The following is a 17,951-nucleotide window of genomic DNA, read 5'->3' on the forward strand; positions in this document are numbered from 1 at the left end:
AATCAATTAAAAATCTAGCGGTCAATCTCTAATGCATGTCCCCGACAATTCAGAAAAAGCTGTTGCTGATGCCATGCCAGTTGTCCAGAAATAATGGTGCTATCAACCAGATAGCGGAACGTTTTATCCTGGAAAGGTGTCCAGTTACATCGCATAAAATTCGGTTGCTCTGAAACAGCCTCTTGATTCCGATTTTCCCCAATCAAGACCAAATCTGCCCAATAACCCTCACGGATATAACCACGCTCTTTTATACGAAATAAATCGGCAACCTGATGTGAGGTTTTCTGTACCAGTGTTTCAATCGAAAGCTGTTGGTCTGCTACTAACTCCATTAAGGCAGGTAAAGCGTGTTGTACCAAAGGTAAACCTGATGGAGCATTGAAATAGGATTGCTGTTTTTCCTGCCATGTGTGCGGTGCGTGATCTGTACCAATAATATCCAGCCGATTGCTGTGAGCGACAGCTTCAATCAACGCCTGTTTATCATTTACGGTTTTAATGGCGGGGTTACATTTAATCAGGTGTCCTAAATCAGCATAATCCCCATCATCAAAACTTAAATGATGAATACAAACTTCAGCGGTAATATGTTTTTTATCCAGAGGCAGATTCTTAAATAAGCATAATTCCCTGGCTGTGCTGATATGCAGCACATGTAATTGCGTGCCATATTTTTCTGCTAAGGAAACAGCTAAACGTGAACTCTCAAAACACGCTTGTTCATCCCGAATTTCCGGATGAAAAACCGCAGGAATATTCTCACCATATTTCTGGCGATACTGTTGTTCAAGCTGCTTGATGCGTGGTGTATATTCACAATGCGTAAGTAAAATAGTGGGAACATTTGCAAATAAACGTTCCAGAATTTTCGGATCATCCACCAGCATATTGCCTGTTGATGCTCCCATAAAGACTTTTACACCACTTACTGATTTAGGGTCGAGCTGCTCAATAATCGCTAAGTTATCGGCGCTTACGCCAAAGTGGAAAGCATAGTTGGTCATGCTATGCCTGGCGGCAATTTCTTTTTTCTGCTGTAAAGCGGTTAGATCAAGTGTGGGCGGATTGGTATTTGGCATATCCATCACACTGGTAATACCGCCCACAGCCGCAGCCATGGATTCAGATTCAAAACAGCCGTTTTGTGGTGAACCTGGATCACGAAAATGCACCTGGTCATCAATCATACCAGGGATAAGCCATGCACCATTTGCCTCTATTGACCTGGCATTGTGGACTCCTGTAATGCCAGGCTGGATTTTACTGATTCGTCCTTGCTGAATGAGTACATCCCCAATCTGGCAATGTCCCTCATTCACTATATTGGCATTGCGAATAATGAGATCAGGTAACTGTCTAAAATTCATTTTGTAATGCCTTATAACCCTGTACCAGCTCAATATTGGTACTCACCACACTTTCCGAAAATTCACTGATAGAAATATCAATAGGTGGAAACTGGCTTAAATCGGTTTTAGCGTGAATATGACTCATTGCAGGAACATAAAAATGTGCGGGTAAATCCCGTCCATCAACTACAGCGTTATGACGAACAGCACTATGATCACCAACTTTGCAATTAAACAGCACGCTATTAAAACCAACAAAGACATGATGGCCAATTTCACAAGGCCCATGAATAATTGAACGATGGGCAATAGATGAATTACGCCCAATCGTGACTTGTGCCCCTGCTTTGGAATGAATCACCACCCCATCCTGAATATTGGAATTTGCCCCAATAATAATCGGTTGCATCTCACCATGCTCGTCAACTTCATCGGCACGAATCACAGCATAAGGTCCAACAAAAACATTGGCTTCCACAATGACTTTGCCACAAATAATAGCGGTTTGGTCAATATAGGCGGATTGGTCAATGACAGGGAGATGTCCAGATGGATTTTTACGAATCATAGCTTCACTTATTTAAATCATGGGTTGGGTTAGAATCGTGGCGTGATTACCCACTAAACCAATATAGAAACAATTGGGGCGATAGGTATGACAGGCTGCCCCAGACTGTTCCACCAAAAACAAAATACTGTCACCATCACAATCCAGTCGGGCTTCAACCAATTTTTGTCGGTGTCCTGAACTTTCACCTTTTCGCCATAAACATTGACGGGAACGTGACCAATAACAGACTTGTTTTGTTGTTAATGTTTCCAATAAAGCATCACGATTGACCCATGCCAGCATCAGCACATCTTTAGTTTTAATATCCTGTGTAATAGCTGTGATTAAACTGTCCTGATTCCAGGGAATCGCATCAATCACCTGTGTAAGGTCATAGTTTTCCCCTAATTTTCCTTGCTCCATTTGTAAAAAGATTGATGGATTCAGCATTGCCAGGATCCTTGTGCAACCGCATCATGGGCGTGCAGACTTTCGGCATGAATCACTTTAAAATCAAAGGCTGTAATGTCAGGATAATTGACAAAGGCATGATATAAACGACGTAAGGCATCTTCGCAAAACATTAGGTTTTGACCATTTGCCAAAGCAAATGCTTGTTCATCAATACGTTTAACTGCGGTTTGTACAGGGGTTGCTAACGCTTGTTCTGCATGATGGATCAACTGCTTGATGGGAATCGACTGCATATCAGGCGATAAAGCAAACCTGAGTTGAGCAAAACTTCTCTGGCTATGCGGTGTGGCAACAATGGCATCGGTTGTGCCTAACCACGCTAAAATCTCATCAGGTTGACTGGGATTTAATTTTTCTTTATTGATGGCGTCCTGAAAACTTTTCTGGATTAAATCTCGAGCCAGTGCTGCCGAACATGGACAAGTCGAGGAGTAAGTTATTTCCAGGTATAATTCCGCCTCGAATTTTTGTTGTTTTAACTGACAGGACAAACGAAATGGGTAACTTTTCCAGCCTGTTAAATCACTGATTAACGCAGGTTGTTCAAACAGGAACTCACCTTGTAGTTCAATTCTGGCATGTTGAGATAAATCGTGATGAGTGGCTAAAAAATCCTGTAGCGCATCTTTTACATGGCCTAAAGATAAATCCTTAATCTTGCAAAAATCCAGTAGCCGAGTATATAACCTCGACATATGGATGCCCTTGGCATTCGGATTGTCTAAACTGACATAAGCATTGGCTTTGCTGGGACATAAAGTGTTGTGTAAATAGATTGGTAAGGCAATATTTTCCATACCCACCCAATCCAGAGGGTAAGCATAAGGCACCGGCGAAGATTCCAATGAAACGTCAGGCAGTAAAGGAGCAGTCATGTGAAAAGGATAAACCTGGATGGATTAAATGTTATGTTATAACATAACACTTAATTATCGATATGAACAGTTCGTTTTGAGGAAATACTATATTAGCTGGTAAAATTTACTTTTTATTATTGCAAGGCTTTGTTGCACAAACCTACGGTTAAGGGCTTATCCAGTCATATAATGCTCAAATGAATAAGCCTGCACCTAAAATTTATCGTACAACCAATTGAATTGGTCCACCTACAATCAGGCTTTAATTCGTCAAGGAAACATTTCGATCTGGTTTGATTCTGCCACCAAATGGTATGTTCAACCAAAAGACAGACAAGGAAGAAATCAAACCTATTCTGATACAGCTATCCAATGCTGCCTAATGATTAAATCCCTATTTCGACTCTCTTTACGTGGTAATCCTCCCATAAATAACCACAGTTAAAAGTAGAGGTTAAGCCACCATTAAATGTCATCTAATTTAATTTGTCCCTGGAATATGTCAAGCGCATCCTGACCAGGAGGATATATAATAATTTGATGAATTTCCTATAGAACAGTGCTGCTGAATTAGGTCGTATTTCCAATAAATCAGCAACAGTTCCAATAGTAACTCCAGCGACAAAAAACTCTAAGCACCTCATAAAATATATTTAATTTACAAACAGTTATATTCGTAAAAGTAGCTGATTATAATGCTAATCCACGACCAGATCCAAATATAAAAATTTGTTGCATATAATGCTTCAATCTTTTACTTAAGAAACATCAAGATAACGGAGAAAGTTCCTGTTCCAGAATAGAAGCGAGTGCAAGAGGCGTTTCGTCCATTGGATAATGTCCGCTGCCTTCAAGAGTGATAAGATGTACATTTGAGTACCATTGAGAAAAGGTTTTTTGCATCAGTTCCTGATTAATTGCTGCGTCATGGTTACCAATGATGCAGCTTATTTTATGGTTAAGGCCTATAAGCTCGGCTGAGAAGTTTTGCCTGGTTGTCCATTCTTCTAAATAACTGCCAAATGCGGTTGCTGATGATTGCTGCCAGGAGGCTTGGGCACGTTCTTCCGCCCACTCTGGAGGCAGTCGGCTTTCCACAGAAGCCTCAAGAATGGCCTGTCGTAGTTTAATGTCATGTACTGCATTACGAAATAATGCTAATGCGTCTGGGTCAAGAGGCACTCCACTTGCGGGTACAGGGGCAATGCCAATGAGTTTGTTAATTCGATCTGGTGCTATAAGCAACGTTTTTTGAATTGCCATTCCTCCCATAGAATGACCAATCAAAGAAAAATTTTGCCATTTAAGAAAATCGGCCAATGCCAAGACATCTTCTGCGATTTGTTGAAGAGTGAAAGGCCCTTCGCTTTCCTGCATTTCACCATAGCCACGATAGTCCATACAAGCCAATGTAAAATGCTCTGGATTTATATGAGCAAGAACGGCTTGCCAATCTTCTTTGTGATCAAACCATCCATTCAGCAAAATAGCGTGTACAGGCCCTTCACCATGGAGTAAGAAGCTATTAACCACGGTTTTTCTCCTTTTATAAGACATATCATCGATGAATTTAAAAAACTGGCATATGAATATGCACTTTCACGTCACATGCCAGTTGTATGAATGATTAAGATGACTTCGCGCTGGAAAGAATCATATCAGCAGCTTTTTCAGCAATCATGATGGTTGGGGCATTTGTATTTCCTGTTGTAATTACAGGCATTACCGATGCATCAACAACGCGCAACCCTTCAATACCATGTACTTTCAAATCCGGGCCAACAACAGACATTTCATCACGTCCCATACGGGCAGTACCCACTTGATGGTGATAAGAACCAGTGTAGCGATTTACATAATCCCGGACTGCTTCACGTGTTAGAGCGGTATTGCCTGGAGCGACTTCTTTACCGCGCCATGGCGCTAATGCTGGTTGCTTCATGACTTCCCGTAACAATAACGCTTTATCGGTCATAACCTCTAAGTCCTGTTTTTCCGAGAAAACGCGTGGATCAAACAATGGATCTTTCATTGGATCAGCTGAAGCCAACCATAAGCGACCACGGCTTCGTGGACGGTCAAGACCGGCGACAACGGAGAACCCTTGCTTAACTTCTGGAAAACCTGGAAGAGGAAATGGCACGGTAAATAGAAGCGACTGAGTATCAGGTGCAATCATATCCGGATGGGATTTATGGAAAATATTACCCTCAATACTGGAGGCTTTTCCTACAGGCACGGCAAGTTTGGATTCCCAGATAAATGGACAAACCAGATGGTCATGTAAGTTTTCACCGACGCCAGATAGGTTTTGTACAGCTTTGATCCCAACTTTTTGTAGATCATCAGCTCGCCCAATGCCTGATCGCATAAGAATAGCAGGTGACATGAGTGAACCCGCACAAAGAAGAACTTCTTTGTTTACATAGACGTCACGTTGTTCGCCGTTAAATGCGTAACGTACGCCTGTTGTACGTGTATTGCTCATCAATAATTTTAAGACACGTGCCCCTGTTGCAATCGTTAGATTAGGTGCATTGGCAACAGCCTGACCATAACATACCCAGCTACTGGCCCGTTTGCCGTCTGCGGTTATTGTGTATTGTGGTCTACTGACACCTGTACTGTCATTGCCATCATTATAGTCTTTTACATAAGGCAGACCGTATTGTTGTGCTGCCTCACAAAAGGCTTCACCCAATTCAGTAAGTTTTGGGCGTGAAACCTGGAGAAGTCCACCTTTTCCGTGTGAATCTGACAGGTCTGTGATGTGGCAATTTTCCGCCTTTTGAAAATAAGGCAGGACATCTTTCCAGCCCCAGCCATCTGCTCCCATGAAGGCCCACGTATCGTAATCGACAGGAAGACCACGAACATACATCATGCCGTTGATTGCACTTGAGCCGCCCAATGTTTTTCCGCGAGGCCAAAAAATTTTTTGATCGCCTGCCGTTTTTTGCTCTTGTGTATTAAATTGCCAGGCAACCTGAGGGGTATACGACAGAGAAAGCGCATCTGGCGGATTATGGATAGCAGGGAGTTTATCTGTCGGACCTGCTTCAAGCAGCAGGACACTAAAACCAGCATCAACGAGACGTCGTGTGAGAACAGCACCCGCAGAACCGGCACCAACAATCACATAATCAAAATGATCCCCTTTTTGCCCCGTTTTACTTGCCTGTGAAGCGGGTTGTTTCTTGGCACTGGCACTCGAAATCCCGATACTGCCTACTGCTGCAATGGCTGCACCAGTAGTTAAAGCAGTTTTAATAAAACTACGACGGTCTGCATCAATATGCTTTTCAAGTGCGTCTAAATGGTCTTTATCACTCATAGTTGTTTCTCTTTTTTAGGAAAATGAAAGCCTGATCGTAAAGGACATTATTTAATGTCCCTGAACGTCTTTTAATGCATACCAGGTTGCTTTGGTATTCGTATATTGATGTAAAGCGAGAATAGAAAGATCCTTGCCTATTCCAGACTGTTTATAGCCACCGAAAGGTGAAAGAATATCCCGGGTTAAGAAATGATTTACCCAGACAGTTCCTGCTTCCAACTGACGAGCGACACGGTGTGCTTTCGCCAGATCAGGTGTCCAGAATCCAGCGGTTAAACCATAGGTCGTATTATTGGCCAGATGAACTGCTTCTTCTTCAGTTTTAAAGGTGATCACTGAAGCCACAGGTCCAAATATTTCTTCACGTGAGGCTGTCATTTCCGGTGTTGCATTGTCGATGAGTGTAGGCTCGAAATAAACACCACCTTCTTCTACAGAAGAACGTTTTCCACCGGTTGCAATTGAGGCACCTTCTGGTGCTGCGGAATCAACGTAGCGTTTTACCCGTTCAAGATGTTGTTCATCTACAAGTGCACCTACAGCTGTTTGTGGGTCCAGAGGGTGTCCTGGTTTCCAGCCTTGTAATTCTTTAACGAGCAGTTTAACGAACTCATCTTTAATTGATTCTTCTACGAGTAACCGTGTACCAGAGGCACAAACTTCACCCTGATTGGCACAAAACCCCAATGCTGCAAATTTAGCGACCTTAGCAAGATCAGGCGTATCTGCAAAAATGATATGGGCATTTTTACCACCACCTTCAAGATACATACGTTTCATGTTTGACTCACCAGAGTAAATCTGGAGCTGTTTCGCTACATTTGTAGAGCCAGTAAAGGTGAAAGCACCAATGTCTGGATGTAGACCCAACCGCTTACCAACATCAGCCATTCCAGTAACAACATTGAAAACACCATCCGGTATGCCTGCCTCTTTTGCAAGAGCAGCGAGTCGAATGACTGTTGACGATGCTTTTTCTGAAGGCTTGAATACAAGAGAGTTACCCATTGCCAAAACTGGAGCAATTTTCCATGAAGCAATCATTAATGGGTTATTCCACGGTGTCATTGCAGCAACAACGCCAATAGGTTCATGGGTAATTGTGCCATGGAATGCCTCACCTGTCGGGGCAATGAGATCATGAATTTTATCAATGGACTCAGCATAGTAGCGAATTGCACTTGCCGCATCTTTCATGTCCATATCGAGGGATTCCCGAATTGTTTTTCCCATATCAAGAGATTCAAGTACCGCAAGTTCTTCTTCATGTTGAGTGAGGAGGTCAGCCAATTTTAAAAGCACGCTTTTTCTTTCAGCAGGAGTACGGCGTGACCATACACCAGACTCAAATGCCTGTTTAGCAGCTTCAACGGCTAAATCAACATCTTCTGCACCACAGTCAGCAATGTTTCCAAGTAATCTACCGTCAATTGGGCTTCGATTTTCAAATGTTTTTCCCGAAATCGCATTGACATATTGCCCATTGATGAAAGCGCGTGTTTCTATCTGAAGAGTTTCTGCAACCTGTTTCCACTCAGCAAGACTTTTATCTGAACTCAACATAATTTACTCCGGTTTCATAATTTGTGTAGGTAGTAGCCATACTATATGCCTAGAATTCTCAATATGCTAGATAATACGTAATTATTATTGAGATTTTATTGTAAATTTATTGTAAATTTATCAATAATGCAGCTTTAAGGCATATATTTCACCTTATGGTGACAACAAGACTGCAAGATTGGGCATTGAATACAGCAACCTTCCAGTTGAGTACACCGTAAGATGAGCTATAAATGCTCACAGAAAAGTATTTATTCAGTATGAAATTAATTCCATATAAAGACTGTAAATGAATACGTGTTGAATGCATCACTTACTGAGTTAAATATGAGATGGAAGACATTTGTGCAGAACCAGGCCAAAGGGACAGTATAAAAATGAGTATTTTTTGTGTGGCTGCCTATTGTGATTATTACACTGCCGTATAAACCATAGTAAATTATTTGCTGATAAACAAAATCACGTTAACGGAGCTGAGAATCCCGGGAATCAAGCTAAAGGTCATTTGAGAAAGTTTAATGGTATTCCTGGAGAGCATTTTTATTTATTTTTAAAAAGAGTGCGAATGGCGTTTTAACCACAGTGATCCTAAAGTTCAATTCTATATTCTAAAAACAATGAGCAAGTCTAAAACAATGAGCAAGGAAGGAAATGGAGTAGTTATCCAGGACAGCCCCTAAGTTTTTTAAAAATAAAGTTCATGTGTTTTTCGCATAAAATAAATTGGTTATATTGACTTTTTTGTTGTACCCCATATGAGCTGATTTACCTGGGAACCCATGCCCCATGCTGTCATCTTCGGCTCAGCCCGCCTGTTCCCTGATCCTGTGCCTGATCAGCTCCGCCACCTGCACAGGCCGTTCCAGTGGAAACATATGTCCACCCTCCGTCACACTGAATGCAATGCCCAGTTTACGTTTTGCAATCTGAGGAAACCCTTTCTGATAAAAAGGGCTCTGGTCTCCGGTCATCAGATGGATCGGAACCCTGGGTCCCGGCATTGGCAACCACCACAATGATGGATTGGTCCTGAAAATCGCCACTTCATCTGCCCGGGGAATGGTCAGAGTCACGCCACCACGAGCAGGATCATGACTTAATGCATAGTCGATATAAGCCTGAAAACAGGCCTCATCAAAATGCTGATAAAAACCTTTGTTACGTAACAACGCATAGGCCTGCTGACGACTTTCCCAATGATCACGACGGCGTATACTGAGTCCTGCCGGTGTAATCCGGTCCACCATTTTCGGGGAAAACAGCTTTGCCATCTGAAAGATAAAAGAGGCCTTTCCCAGAATCAGAGGGGGATCCAGCATAATCACCTGAGAAAACAGTTCAGGGCGGCTGCAGGATGCCATAAAAGTCAGCACCGAACCCAGCGAATGCCCCAGGCCAATGACTTTACGTCCCTGTGACTGCTGGACGATGCTGTCCACAATCTGGTCCACCAGATGGGGCCAGTTACTGCTGATCGGATAGCGTCGGTCCGGTCCAATCAGCGGGACATAAATAATGTCGTATTCATCCTTCAGTTGATCAAATAATTGCTGGTATACCCTGGAAGGTACACCATTGGCATGTGCAAAATGAATCAGTGGCTTCTGGCTGGTCATGGGTTTCCTTGTGTTCATTCAACATCAACCACTGTCACCTGAGCACCAGTGGTTAGAGGTATTTACTGCATTTTCACATCCTGCTGTGTTCCCAGCTGCTGACTGACTGCCGTGCCCAGTCCCTGCCCCATTTCAGATCCGATACGGCCTAAAATAGACTCAAATGGGCTTCTTTCAACGGTATAATTCACCGCCTTTTTCACATTCAGCTCACGCTTCAGGGTTTCAATATTACCGGCTTTATCGGCAATGCCCAATTTTATAGCCTGTTCACCGGTCCAGAATAATCCGGAGAAGATGGCCGGGTCCGTAGATTTCAGTTTATCACCACGGCCCTGTTTGACTGCATTGATAAAATGCTCATGTACGTTGTCCAGTACCGACTGAATATGTACCTTCTGTTCCGGTTTCACCGGTCTGGTCATGCTCAGAATGTCCTTATTGCTGCCCGAAGTCATAGTCCGATCTTCCACCCCGAGTTTCTGTGCCAGGCCACTGACACCATAATTTGGCATAATCACCCCAATGGAGCCGACCAGGCTGGACGGGTTAACCCAGATTTCATCTGCTGCCGAAGCAATATAATAAGCACCGGATGCGCCCATATCGCCAATCACTGCATAGACTTTTGTGTCAGGGTGCTGTTTTTTCTGATACCGGATTTCCTGCCAGATTTCATCTGACTGCACAGGGGAACCACCGGGAGAGTTGATATTCAGGACAACAGCCTTGCTGGATTTTGCTTCAAATGCACGTCGCAGCGACTTGATGGTATCGGTACTGTTGACAGATTGATTCCCGGAGTCAATGGTTCCAACAATGTTGACCACACCCAGATGCGGATCTGTGGTTCCCGTTGTCTCATCACTGTCTGTCATGGAACAACTTTTACCCATCAGCGCCAGCACAATTAACAGATACAGGAACGTGAGAATCTTAAAGAATATTCCCCAGCGACGACTGCGACGCTGTTCTTCCACGGAGGCAAGTACAGCTTTTTCCAGTATTCGCCATTCCTGACCCGTAGGTTGCTGGCTGGAAGGTACATTTTCATTTTGTGGTTTCGGTGGCCAGTCGGACATTTATCAGCATCCAGATTAACTTTTAAAGGTTCATTATATACAATGAATACAGTTAAACTGTCTAATCTCAGAGAATTAACTTATAATATTATTTGCCAGATCACTACATTCCCTGACCTCAGCATTACACATTGATCACAGATGACTGAAAAAACAAACTCCACTACAACCCGACTCCTCAATTTTTTCGGTCGCCGTTCCATTCTTTTTTCAAGACTGTTTGCCCGGGCATTGGCCTGGGTTGTCAATTTACTGCACATCACCAAAACCTCCCGGGCTATTCGTCTGAATGTGGAAATCTGCCTGTCGGAGCTTAATGAACAGCGACGGGGGAAAATCACCCAGGCCGCCATTCGCAATGAATTGCAATCCTATATGGAATTTTTCAGTATCTGGGGCAGCAGTGCAGAGGCCAATCTGGCAAGAATTCATCACATAGAAGGTGGACACTATTTTCACGAAGCGCTGGCCCGTGGCAAGGGTCTGGTGTTGATTGTTCCGCATTTCGGCACATGGGAAATCATGAATTGCTGGTTTGCACAATACACCCAGATGACCATTATGTATAAACCCATTAAAAATGATGACGCAGACCGCTTTGTCCGTCAGGCGCGCAGCCGTGAACAGGCACATCTGGTGCCCACCGATGAATCCGGCGTGCGTCAGATTTTCAGAGCGCTGAAACAGGGAGGCACCACGGTCATTCTTCCCGATCATACCCCGCATACCGGAGGCGACATGATCGAATATTTCGGTATTCCCCTGGCGTCCAGCGGTTTAAGTGCAAAACTAATCCAGAAAACCGGGGCCAGTGTGCTATTCCTTTATGCTATACGCAATGACAGCGATGGCTTCAATATGTTCATTGAACCGTTTGATGACAGAATTTATCAGGGGTCTGCCGAAGACGGTACACGCATGATTCATGAAAGTATTGAATGTCTGATCCGGCGTTATCCTGAACATTATCATTGGAGCTATAAACGCTTTAAAGCCAATCCAGCACTGGACGGTCTGTATCATTTACCGCATCAGGATGCCATGAAAAAAATCGAACAAATCCGTACAGGCAATACGGATACAGACCATACCCATATCAAAAATACCGATTCAGCGCTGTAACCATTTCCGGGTTTCACGCCGGGACCTGATCTGCATCTTTGCATGATGGTCCAGTTCAAACTGAATACTGCCCTGCTGAATGGTACTCAGCCACGGAATGGACAGTGCTGTTAATCTTGCTGTCACCAGCAGATGTGGATGTCCATAACGGTTATCAAACCCTGCTGAGGCAACCGCAAGTTTCGGCTGTAAACTCTGTAAAAAAGTAAACGAAGAGCTGTATTGGCTGCCATGATGCCCGAGTATCAGCACATCCACCTTTAAATCGGGATATTTCTGCAACAATTGATATTCTGTTTCCCAACCGGCATCCCCCATAATTAAAAAGTTCTGATAGCCCCGGGACTGCGGTACCTGAATGTAAACCACACAGGACAATTCGTTCTGATTGTCAGCAACACGGCTCAGGTGCTGTTGCTCAGGTGCCAGTATCTGAACTTTAATCTGACCATACTGCCACTGCTGACCGGCATGACAATAATGAAAGTCGGATTGTGCAAAGCGCTGATCCCATTCATTGGAATAGACCTGCCCGATCCTGAGCTGTTGCTGAATTGCACTGAAAGCACCGCTATGGTCCTGATCCAGATGCGACAGAATCACCTGATCAAGCCGGTTCACGCCCTGACCAGTCAGATAAGGAATCACCACCTGCCGGCCAATACTGAATTTTGTTTCGTCAGGGGAACCGCCAGTATCCACCAGGATATTCTGCCCCGGCAGCTGCATCAATATAGCCTGTCCCTGCCCAACATCAAGTACCGTCAACTGAAACTGATTCTGCTGCTTTGCCGGAATACACAGCGGAAACAGACAGAGCAAGGCCCATATTCTGGGCAATACGCCTTTGGGTAAAAACAGAATAATCACCGCCAGTGTCAGACAGATCAACATCCACGGTGTCATGGCCAGCCACTGCAATTCAGGGCTGAACAGCCGATCAAGCAGACTTAAAGCATAAACCGTGCACGACAGTGCCCAATCAGCCAGATGAAACAATAAAACGCCCACCGGCTCAATGGCCAGACTGAGAAATGCCCCCACCACTGCCAGCGGCACAACCAGCATGCCAATAAAGGGAATAGCGATGATGTTGGCCACGGGTGCAACCCAGGAAATCTGCTGAAAAATAAAGAGGATCAATGGAAATAAGGCAACAAAAATCTTCCACTGAGTTTCAATCAGGATGCTGAAAAACTGCCGGAATTTATCTGTCCAGCCCTGAACCACATTGATGCTTTGCTGCTGAACAGTCTGATAGACCCGGATCAGAATAAAGCATGCCCCATAAGACAGCCAGAAAGCAGCCGATAAAATACTGAACGGGTCAAACAGCAACAATAAACCGGCGCTCAGTAACAGCATGGTCAACGGCTGGATACGCTGTCTGAACAGCATGATCAGACTCATGAGACAGACTGTTAAAAAAGTCCGCATGGCCGGAATTTCAAAACCGACAAATGCGGTATACATCCACACACAGCCGGCAAATGGAATCAACAGCAGATCAGGTCGTGGCAGGGTCAGAAAAAGCTGCGGATAAAAACGCCGAATCAGCTGATTGACTGCAAAACAGAAGATCACGGCAAAAATCAGCACATGCGGACCGGATATCGCCAGCAAATGTGAAATGCCCAGTCGCCTGAATTGTTCCCGGGTCTCAGTGGAGAGCAGGCTTTCATCACCGCTCAGCAATGCAAGCAACAAGCCTTGATGTACAAATGACTCCCGATTGATCAATGTTCTGAAATACAGCCGCTTTTGTTCAATGTATAACTGAAATGCCGCAACGGCACCACGCTGCTGTCTGACAAATACAGAATGGCCAGATGAACTGACCTGCTGCCCGGTCAGTGGCTGAATGGACTGGACCTGCATGCTTCCCATAATATTGTTCTGCAACAGCCACCGCTCCTGGTCAAAAGCACCGGCAACAGCATAACTGTGTGCCGGACGGACTTTGCCACTGACCAGATAGTATTGTCCAGGCTGAAAAGGATCCTTGCCGGTCGGCCAGGTATATTTTGTATTCAACAACCACAGCACGGGCTGCTGATGCCGGTTCAGAACCACAGCTGTCTGTCTCACCCGCCGATCGTCGGTTCCATCGGCCACCAGCCGGTTCAGCGAGCGGATATAGACGATAACCCTGACCTGTTCGGGCTGCTGGACTCTGTACTGTAAACGCTGTTCCAGCTGATGATCTGCATACAGGTATCCCACCAGAAAACTGCTGATGCCCATCAGGACCACCAGCAGGCAGCGATAAACTGTAGATTGTCTGAGCCCAGGCCTGAAAACAGCACCGCAGAACAGACATGCTGTCAGTATCAGCAACGCAGGTGCACTGCCCGTCAGGGCGTCAGCTAAACTCCGCCCCATCGATGCAACACCGGCAATCCATCCGATCAGAATGACCAATAACCCCATAAGCAAGCATCAGATTTTATTGTTTATTTATAAAAACAATTAAAGCCCATTTTCATGAGCTTTAACAGAGGGATCACCTGGATTTTACAGATTTTTTAAACATCCACCCACAAACCGTCCTGCATGTGCAGAATCCGATCCGCAGATTTTGCCAGCTGCTCGTCATGCGTTACAATCAACATGGCCATATTCAGTTCCTGACGCAGACCTGCCAGTAACTCAAAAATTCCCACAGCAGTTTTCCGGTCCAGATTCCCTGTCGGTTCATCTGCAAGCATCAGCTTTGGCTGCGTTACCAGCGCACGGGCCAGTGCAACACGCTGACGTTCTCCTCCGGACAACTCACCCGGTTGATGGGTTAAACGATGTGACAGTCCAACCCGCTCCAGCAGATGCTCGGCATGTTCCCTGACCTGCTTAAATTCAGCATTTTTACGCAACATCAACGGCATGGCCACATTTTCCAGCGCTGAAAACTCCGGCAAAAGATGATGAAACTGATAAACAAACCCCAGATACTGATTGCGCTGGTATCCACGTTCAGCTTCCCCCAGATTGTCAAAACGCTGTCCGTTCAGGTCCACCTGCCCCTGACTTGGACGGTCCAACCCACCCAGAATATGTAATAAGGTACTCTTACCTGAACCACTTGCGCCGACAATTGAAACAAACTCACCTTCGCTTATCTGCAGGGACAGCCCCTTAATAACGTCTACAGTGGATTTACCATCGGTAAATGATTTATGAATTTCCCTGGCTTGCAGCACCATATTACTCATAACGAAGTGCCTCCGCTGGTTGAATTTTCGCAGCACGTATCGCCGGATAAATCGTGGCCAGAAAACTCAATAATAAAGATAAGCCGACAATCACCACCACATCCTGCCATCGTAAATAGGACGGCAGATAATTAATAAAATAGGCATCAAACAAATGCAGGCCAAAGAGATTGTTCAGCCCGTCAATCAGCTTGCTGATGCTCAATGCAGAAATCACACCCAATACCGTCCCTGCAATGGTTCCCACAACGCCAATGACTGTTCCCTGTACCATAAAAATCCGGGTAATCATTGTCGGCGATGCCCCGAGCGTCCGTAAAATGGCGATATCAGACTTTTTATCGGTCACCAGCATCACCAGTGAAGACACAATATTAAAAGCCGCCACCAGGATGATCAGAAACAATAACAGGCTGACCATGGCTTTTTCCATCTGAATGGCGCTGAACAGATTGCCATGTGTATAAGTCCAGTCAGAAGCATAAAAGTTGCCAGGCAGTTCCCTGACTATCTCATTGGCCACCTGCGGTGCCATGAAAATATTGTCCAGCTTCATGCGGATGCCCTGAGCACCGTCAGGCAGACGCAATAACGTCGCGGCATCATTCAGGGCAATATAACCCAGGCTTGAATCCACTTCTGCACCAATACTGAAAATACCGACAATCTTAAAGCGTTTGAAACGTGGTACCACCCCAGCCGGAGACGGCGTGGCTTCCGGCAGGACCAGCGTGACATTATCATTCAGACTCAACCCCAGCGCATCGGTCATCTGCTTGCCCAGTACAATACCAAACTCACCCTTTTTCAGCTGATCAATACTGCCCTGCACCATGTGATTCTGAATAATGGAAACCTTTCTTTCATATTCAGGCTCAATTCCGGTGACCATAATTCCGGCCACCTGACCCTGTGCCGTCAGCATGCCCTGCAACTGAGTAAAGGGTGCAATGCCGACCACATGTTCATGCCCTTCAATTTTCTTTGCAAGCACAGGCCAATCTGTTAAAATTTGTGTCGAAGAAACAGTAGCTTGTGGCACCATGCCCAATACACGATTTTTCAGCTCCCGGTCAAAGCCGTTCATCACAGACAATACGGTAATCAGGACGGCAACCCCTAAGGTCAGACCGATCATGGAAACCAGCGCAATAAAAGAAATAAAGTGATTACTACGCCGTGCACGGGTGTATCTCAACCCGATGTACAGCGAGATTGGTTTAAACATACCATCCAGTCCGAGGTGTTTTATGGAAGAAACGTTACAGCATCAATATGATGGAAACGAGCGTCGTGTCATGTCCCGGATCGATGCAGCCCTAAGAATTAACTATCAGGTCATTGCTGACCATGTTGCCCTTAATGATCCATACGATCCGAATTTTGTATTGCCGCGCTATTTTCTACTACTTGCAGAATTAGATCAATTTGATCACGCACTTCAATACCAATTGGAACAATTAAGTGAAAAAGATCAACAAATTGCTCGAATCTTATCCTTATTTAATCAGAAATTAAACCTGATCACCGGTTCTCTTTATGATTCAATTGTACAAAGCCTGTTACCAACGCCCCAGCAGGTCAACTTTTCTGAAAGCGGTTTCAGCTTTCACAGCGATCAGCCGCTGAAACAGGATAGCTATATTCATGTGACTTTAAGCCACCCTGAAAACTTTTTTCATATTGCTGCTGTGGCGCAGATCGCCTATGCCCAGCCCACCGATGAAGCAGGAACTTACCGGATCGGTGCCTACTTTATCACCCTGCACCCACAGGACAAAGTAAAACTGGCTGAATGCATCCAGATGGGCAGCACCTTTTCTGTATGACTTTTCTGCATACTCCTGCCACAGCATACCGGCCGGACTAAACCCGATGTCTTAATTTATGTGCAAGATTGCGACTCGCCTGTAAATCCCGATAAAAGTAGAGAAACAACCCGATTAACAGTACTGCAGCGCCAATAAATACACTGGCAGTCGGCCGCTCATGATTCAGTACTGCCCCAAAAAACATGGCCAGTATCGGGGTGATCACCGTGGTCAGTGACAAAGTAGTCGGCTGAATATTCTGCACCAGCTTGAAATAACAGAACATGGCCAGTAATGAAGCCATAATCACGGTATACAGCAAGGCAAATAGTGACTTTGCTTCAGGAATATGTGTCGGTGCATGCTGCCAGATAAATGGAATCATACAAATGGCCGCCAGCGTGGAAACCAGAATGGAACCGGTTGCCTGAGCCATCGGCTCAACTGTGGCATTGACTTTTTTGACCCAGAAAATGGACAGCGAATAAATCAGCACACTGATCAGCATCAACACAATCCCGATAGGATGCACATGCTGACTTTTCCCACCGTATATACAGATCATTGCCAGGCCACAGACAGCAGTCAGCATGCCCAGCCATTGTATGGTCTGCAGTTTCTGATGAAAGCCCAGCCGGCCAATAATGCCAGCCATAATCGGTGCAAAACCGAACATCAGCGCAATCATGCCAGAGCTCAGATAAACGGTTGCTGCATAGGTAAACACCTGTGAACCGATCAGGCTAAGGGAACCGGCCAGATAACTGTACCAGGCGATCCGGTCAACCGGAAATCTGATTTTCAGGATCATCAGCAGAAAAACGGCAATCGGCAATGCAATAAAAAAGCGGATCACCAATGTCCACATGACATGCAGGTCTGAAACGCTCCATACAATGGCCAGCGGAGTGGTTGCCCATATGAAAACCAGTAAGATATAGGTCATCATAATATTGCTTCTGGATGGCATGTTATGGT

The 17,951-nt window shown here is 45.0% G+C and carries 15 protein-coding genes and 3 pseudogenes; 4 read left to right on the forward strand and 14 right to left on the reverse strand.

Annotation, left to right across the window (positions count from 1 at the left end):
• Nucleotides 1-14 precede the first annotated feature (14 nt).
• The 4 genes from ACT6PV_RS09730 to folE2 are packed head-to-tail and all read right to left on the reverse strand — an operon-like array spanning nt 15 to nt 3,251.
• Nucleotides 15-1,370 (reverse strand): dihydroorotase, encoded by a 1,356-nt coding sequence (locus ACT6PV_RS09730; protein ID WP_445116180.1) that lies wholly within the window; start codon nt 1,368-1,370, stop codon nt 15-17.
• A complete protein-coding gene (locus ACT6PV_RS09735) occupies nt 1,360-1,920 on the reverse strand; it encodes a gamma carbonic anhydrase family protein (RefSeq protein WP_445116181.1) in 561 nt (186 codons plus the stop codon). Before ACT6PV_RS09735 ends, ACT6PV_RS09730 begins: the two co-directional genes overlap by 11 nt.
• Before the next feature lie 12 nt (nt 1,921-1,932).
• Nucleotides 1,933-2,352: a phosphoribosyl-AMP cyclohydrolase gene (hisI, locus tag ACT6PV_RS09740; RefSeq protein ID WP_445116182.1), complete on the reverse strand. Its 420-nt coding sequence runs from the start codon at nt 2,350-2,352 to the stop codon at nt 1,933-1,935.
• The gene (gene folE2 / locus ACT6PV_RS09745; RefSeq protein ID WP_445116183.1) at nt 2,346-3,251 is read right to left on the reverse strand and encodes a GTP cyclohydrolase FolE2; all 906 of its coding nucleotides are present in this window, start codon (nt 3,249-3,251) and stop codon (nt 2,346-2,348) included. Before folE2 ends, hisI begins: the two co-directional genes overlap by 7 nt.
• A gap of 179 nt (nt 3,252-3,430) precedes the next feature.
• Here folE2 and ACT6PV_RS09750 point away from each other — a divergent pair.
• Nucleotides 3,431-3,648, forward strand: a pseudogene (locus tag ACT6PV_RS09750) (transposase); the annotation flags it as partial.
• Between the two features lie 130 nt (nt 3,649-3,778).
• Here the strand turns inward: ACT6PV_RS09750 and ACT6PV_RS09755 are convergent.
• The 4 genes and pseudogenes from ACT6PV_RS09755 to ACT6PV_RS09770 all read right to left on the reverse strand — a co-directional run.
• Nucleotides 3,779-3,877, reverse strand: a pseudogene (locus ACT6PV_RS09755) (IS1595 family transposase); the annotation flags it as partial.
• Between the two features lie 124 nt (nt 3,878-4,001).
• Entirely contained in the window at nt 4,002-4,766 is a 765-nt protein-coding gene (locus ACT6PV_RS09760) for an alpha/beta fold hydrolase (RefSeq protein WP_445116184.1), read from the reverse strand.
• A 94-nt stretch (nt 4,767-4,860) separates the two neighbouring features.
• A complete protein-coding gene (locus ACT6PV_RS09765) occupies nt 4,861-6,567 on the reverse strand; it encodes a GMC family oxidoreductase (RefSeq protein ID WP_445116185.1) in 1,707 nt (568 codons plus the stop codon).
• Nucleotides 6,568-6,618: 51 nt separating this feature from the next.
• Nucleotides 6,619-8,133: an aldehyde dehydrogenase gene (locus ACT6PV_RS09770; protein WP_445116186.1), complete on the reverse strand. Its 1,515-nt coding sequence runs from the start codon at nt 8,131-8,133 to the stop codon at nt 6,619-6,621.
• Nucleotides 8,134-8,548: 415 nt separating this feature from the next.
• On the opposite strand from ACT6PV_RS09770, the pseudogene ACT6PV_RS09775 reads away from it, so the two are divergent.
• Nucleotides 8,549-8,813: pseudogene (locus ACT6PV_RS09775) on the forward strand (hypothetical protein); the annotation flags it as partial.
• 123 nt (nt 8,814-8,936) lie between these two features.
• Here ACT6PV_RS09775 and ACT6PV_RS09780 read toward each other — a convergent pair.
• Entirely contained in the window at nt 8,937-9,749 is an 813-nt protein-coding gene (locus ACT6PV_RS09780; RefSeq protein WP_445116187.1) for an alpha/beta fold hydrolase, read from the reverse strand.
• A gap of 62 nt (nt 9,750-9,811) precedes the next feature.
• On the reverse strand, nt 9,812-10,831 hold the full coding sequence (gene sppA, locus ACT6PV_RS09785) for a signal peptide peptidase SppA (protein WP_445116188.1): 1,020 nt from the start codon (nt 10,829-10,831) through the stop codon (nt 9,812-9,814).
• A 141-nt stretch (nt 10,832-10,972) separates the two neighbouring features.
• Here sppA and ACT6PV_RS09790 point away from each other — a divergent pair, with 141 nt between their 5' ends.
• Complete coding sequence (locus ACT6PV_RS09790; RefSeq protein ID WP_445116189.1) at nt 10,973-11,953, forward strand: lysophospholipid acyltransferase family protein; 981 nt, start codon at nt 10,973-10,975, stop codon at nt 11,951-11,953.
• Here ACT6PV_RS09790 and ACT6PV_RS09795 read toward each other — a convergent pair.
• From ACT6PV_RS09795 to ACT6PV_RS09805, 3 genes are all read right to left on the reverse strand, one after another.
• The gene (locus ACT6PV_RS09795; protein WP_445116190.1) at nt 11,942-14,383 is read right to left on the reverse strand and encodes a DNA internalization-related competence protein ComEC/Rec2; all 2,442 of its coding nucleotides are present in this window, start codon (nt 14,381-14,383) and stop codon (nt 11,942-11,944) included. The genes ACT6PV_RS09790 and ACT6PV_RS09795 overlap by 12 nt on opposite strands.
• A gap of 95 nt (nt 14,384-14,478) precedes the next feature.
• Entirely contained in the window at nt 14,479-15,162 is a 684-nt protein-coding gene (gene lolD / locus ACT6PV_RS09800) for a lipoprotein-releasing ABC transporter ATP-binding protein LolD (RefSeq protein WP_445116191.1), read from the reverse strand.
• Nucleotides 15,155-16,390: a lipoprotein-releasing ABC transporter permease subunit gene (locus tag ACT6PV_RS09805; protein ID WP_445116192.1), complete on the reverse strand. Its 1,236-nt coding sequence runs from the start codon at nt 16,388-16,390 to the stop codon at nt 15,155-15,157. The genes lolD and ACT6PV_RS09805 overlap by 8 nt, the downstream gene beginning before the upstream one ends.
• 22 nt (nt 16,391-16,412) lie before the next feature.
• Here ACT6PV_RS09805 and ACT6PV_RS09810 point away from each other — a divergent pair, with 22 nt between their 5' ends.
• Nucleotides 16,413-16,991, forward strand: a complete 579-nt coding sequence (locus ACT6PV_RS09810) for a PilZ domain-containing protein (protein WP_445116193.1) — start codon at nt 16,413-16,415, stop codon at nt 16,989-16,991.
• Between the two features lie 37 nt (nt 16,992-17,028).
• Here the strand turns inward: ACT6PV_RS09810 and ACT6PV_RS09815 are convergent, their stop codons facing one another.
• A complete protein-coding gene (locus tag ACT6PV_RS09815) occupies nt 17,029-17,943 on the reverse strand; it encodes a DMT family transporter (RefSeq protein WP_445116194.1) in 915 nt (304 codons plus the stop codon).
• Between the last annotated feature and the right edge of the window lie 8 nt (nt 17,944-17,951).

The organism is Acinetobacter sp. WZC-1 (assembly GCF_052544965.1).

Excerpts from the sequence above, each read along its gene's own strand:
- ACT6PV_RS09730 (WP_445116180.1), bottom strand. The coding sequence starts at position 1,370 with ATGAATTTTAGACAGTTACCTGATCTCATTATTCGCAATGCCAATATA.
- ACT6PV_RS09735 (WP_445116181.1), bottom strand. The coding sequence starts at position 1,920 with ATGATTCGTAAAAATCCATCTGGACATCTCCCTGTCATTGACCAATCC.
- hisI (WP_445116182.1), bottom strand. The coding sequence starts at position 2,352 with ATGCTGAATCCATCAATCTTTTTACAAATGGAGCAAGGAAAATTAGGG.
- folE2 (WP_445116183.1), bottom strand. The coding sequence starts at position 3,251 with ATGACTGCTCCTTTACTGCCTGACGTTTCATTGGAATCTTCGCCGGTG.
- ACT6PV_RS09765 (WP_445116185.1), bottom strand. The coding sequence starts at position 6,567 with ATGAGTGATAAAGACCATTTAGACGCACTTGAAAAGCATATTGATGCA.
- ACT6PV_RS09770 (WP_445116186.1), bottom strand. The coding sequence starts at position 8,133 with ATGTTGAGTTCAGATAAAAGTCTTGCTGAGTGGAAACAGGTTGCAGAA.
- ACT6PV_RS09780 (WP_445116187.1), bottom strand. The coding sequence starts at position 9,749 with ATGACCAGCCAGAAGCCACTGATTCATTTTGCACATGCCAATGGTGTA.
- sppA (WP_445116188.1), bottom strand. The coding sequence starts at position 10,831 with ATGTCCGACTGGCCACCGAAACCACAAAATGAAAATGTACCTTCCAGC.
- ACT6PV_RS09790 (WP_445116189.1), top strand. The coding sequence starts at position 10,973 with ATGACTGAAAAAACAAACTCCACTACAACCCGACTCCTCAATTTTTTC.
- ACT6PV_RS09795 (WP_445116190.1), bottom strand. The coding sequence starts at position 14,383 with ATGGGGTTATTGGTCATTCTGATCGGATGGATTGCCGGTGTTGCATCG.
- lolD (WP_445116191.1), bottom strand. The coding sequence starts at position 15,162 with ATGAGTAATATGGTGCTGCAAGCCAGGGAAATTCATAAATCATTTACC.
- ACT6PV_RS09805 (WP_445116192.1), bottom strand. The coding sequence starts at position 16,390 with ATGTTTAAACCAATCTCGCTGTACATCGGGTTGAGATACACCCGTGCA.
- ACT6PV_RS09810 (WP_445116193.1), top strand. The coding sequence starts at position 16,413 with ATGGAAGAAACGTTACAGCATCAATATGATGGAAACGAGCGTCGTGTC.
- ACT6PV_RS09815 (WP_445116194.1), bottom strand. The coding sequence starts at position 17,943 with ATGCCATCCAGAAGCAATATTATGATGACCTATATCTTACTGGTTTTC.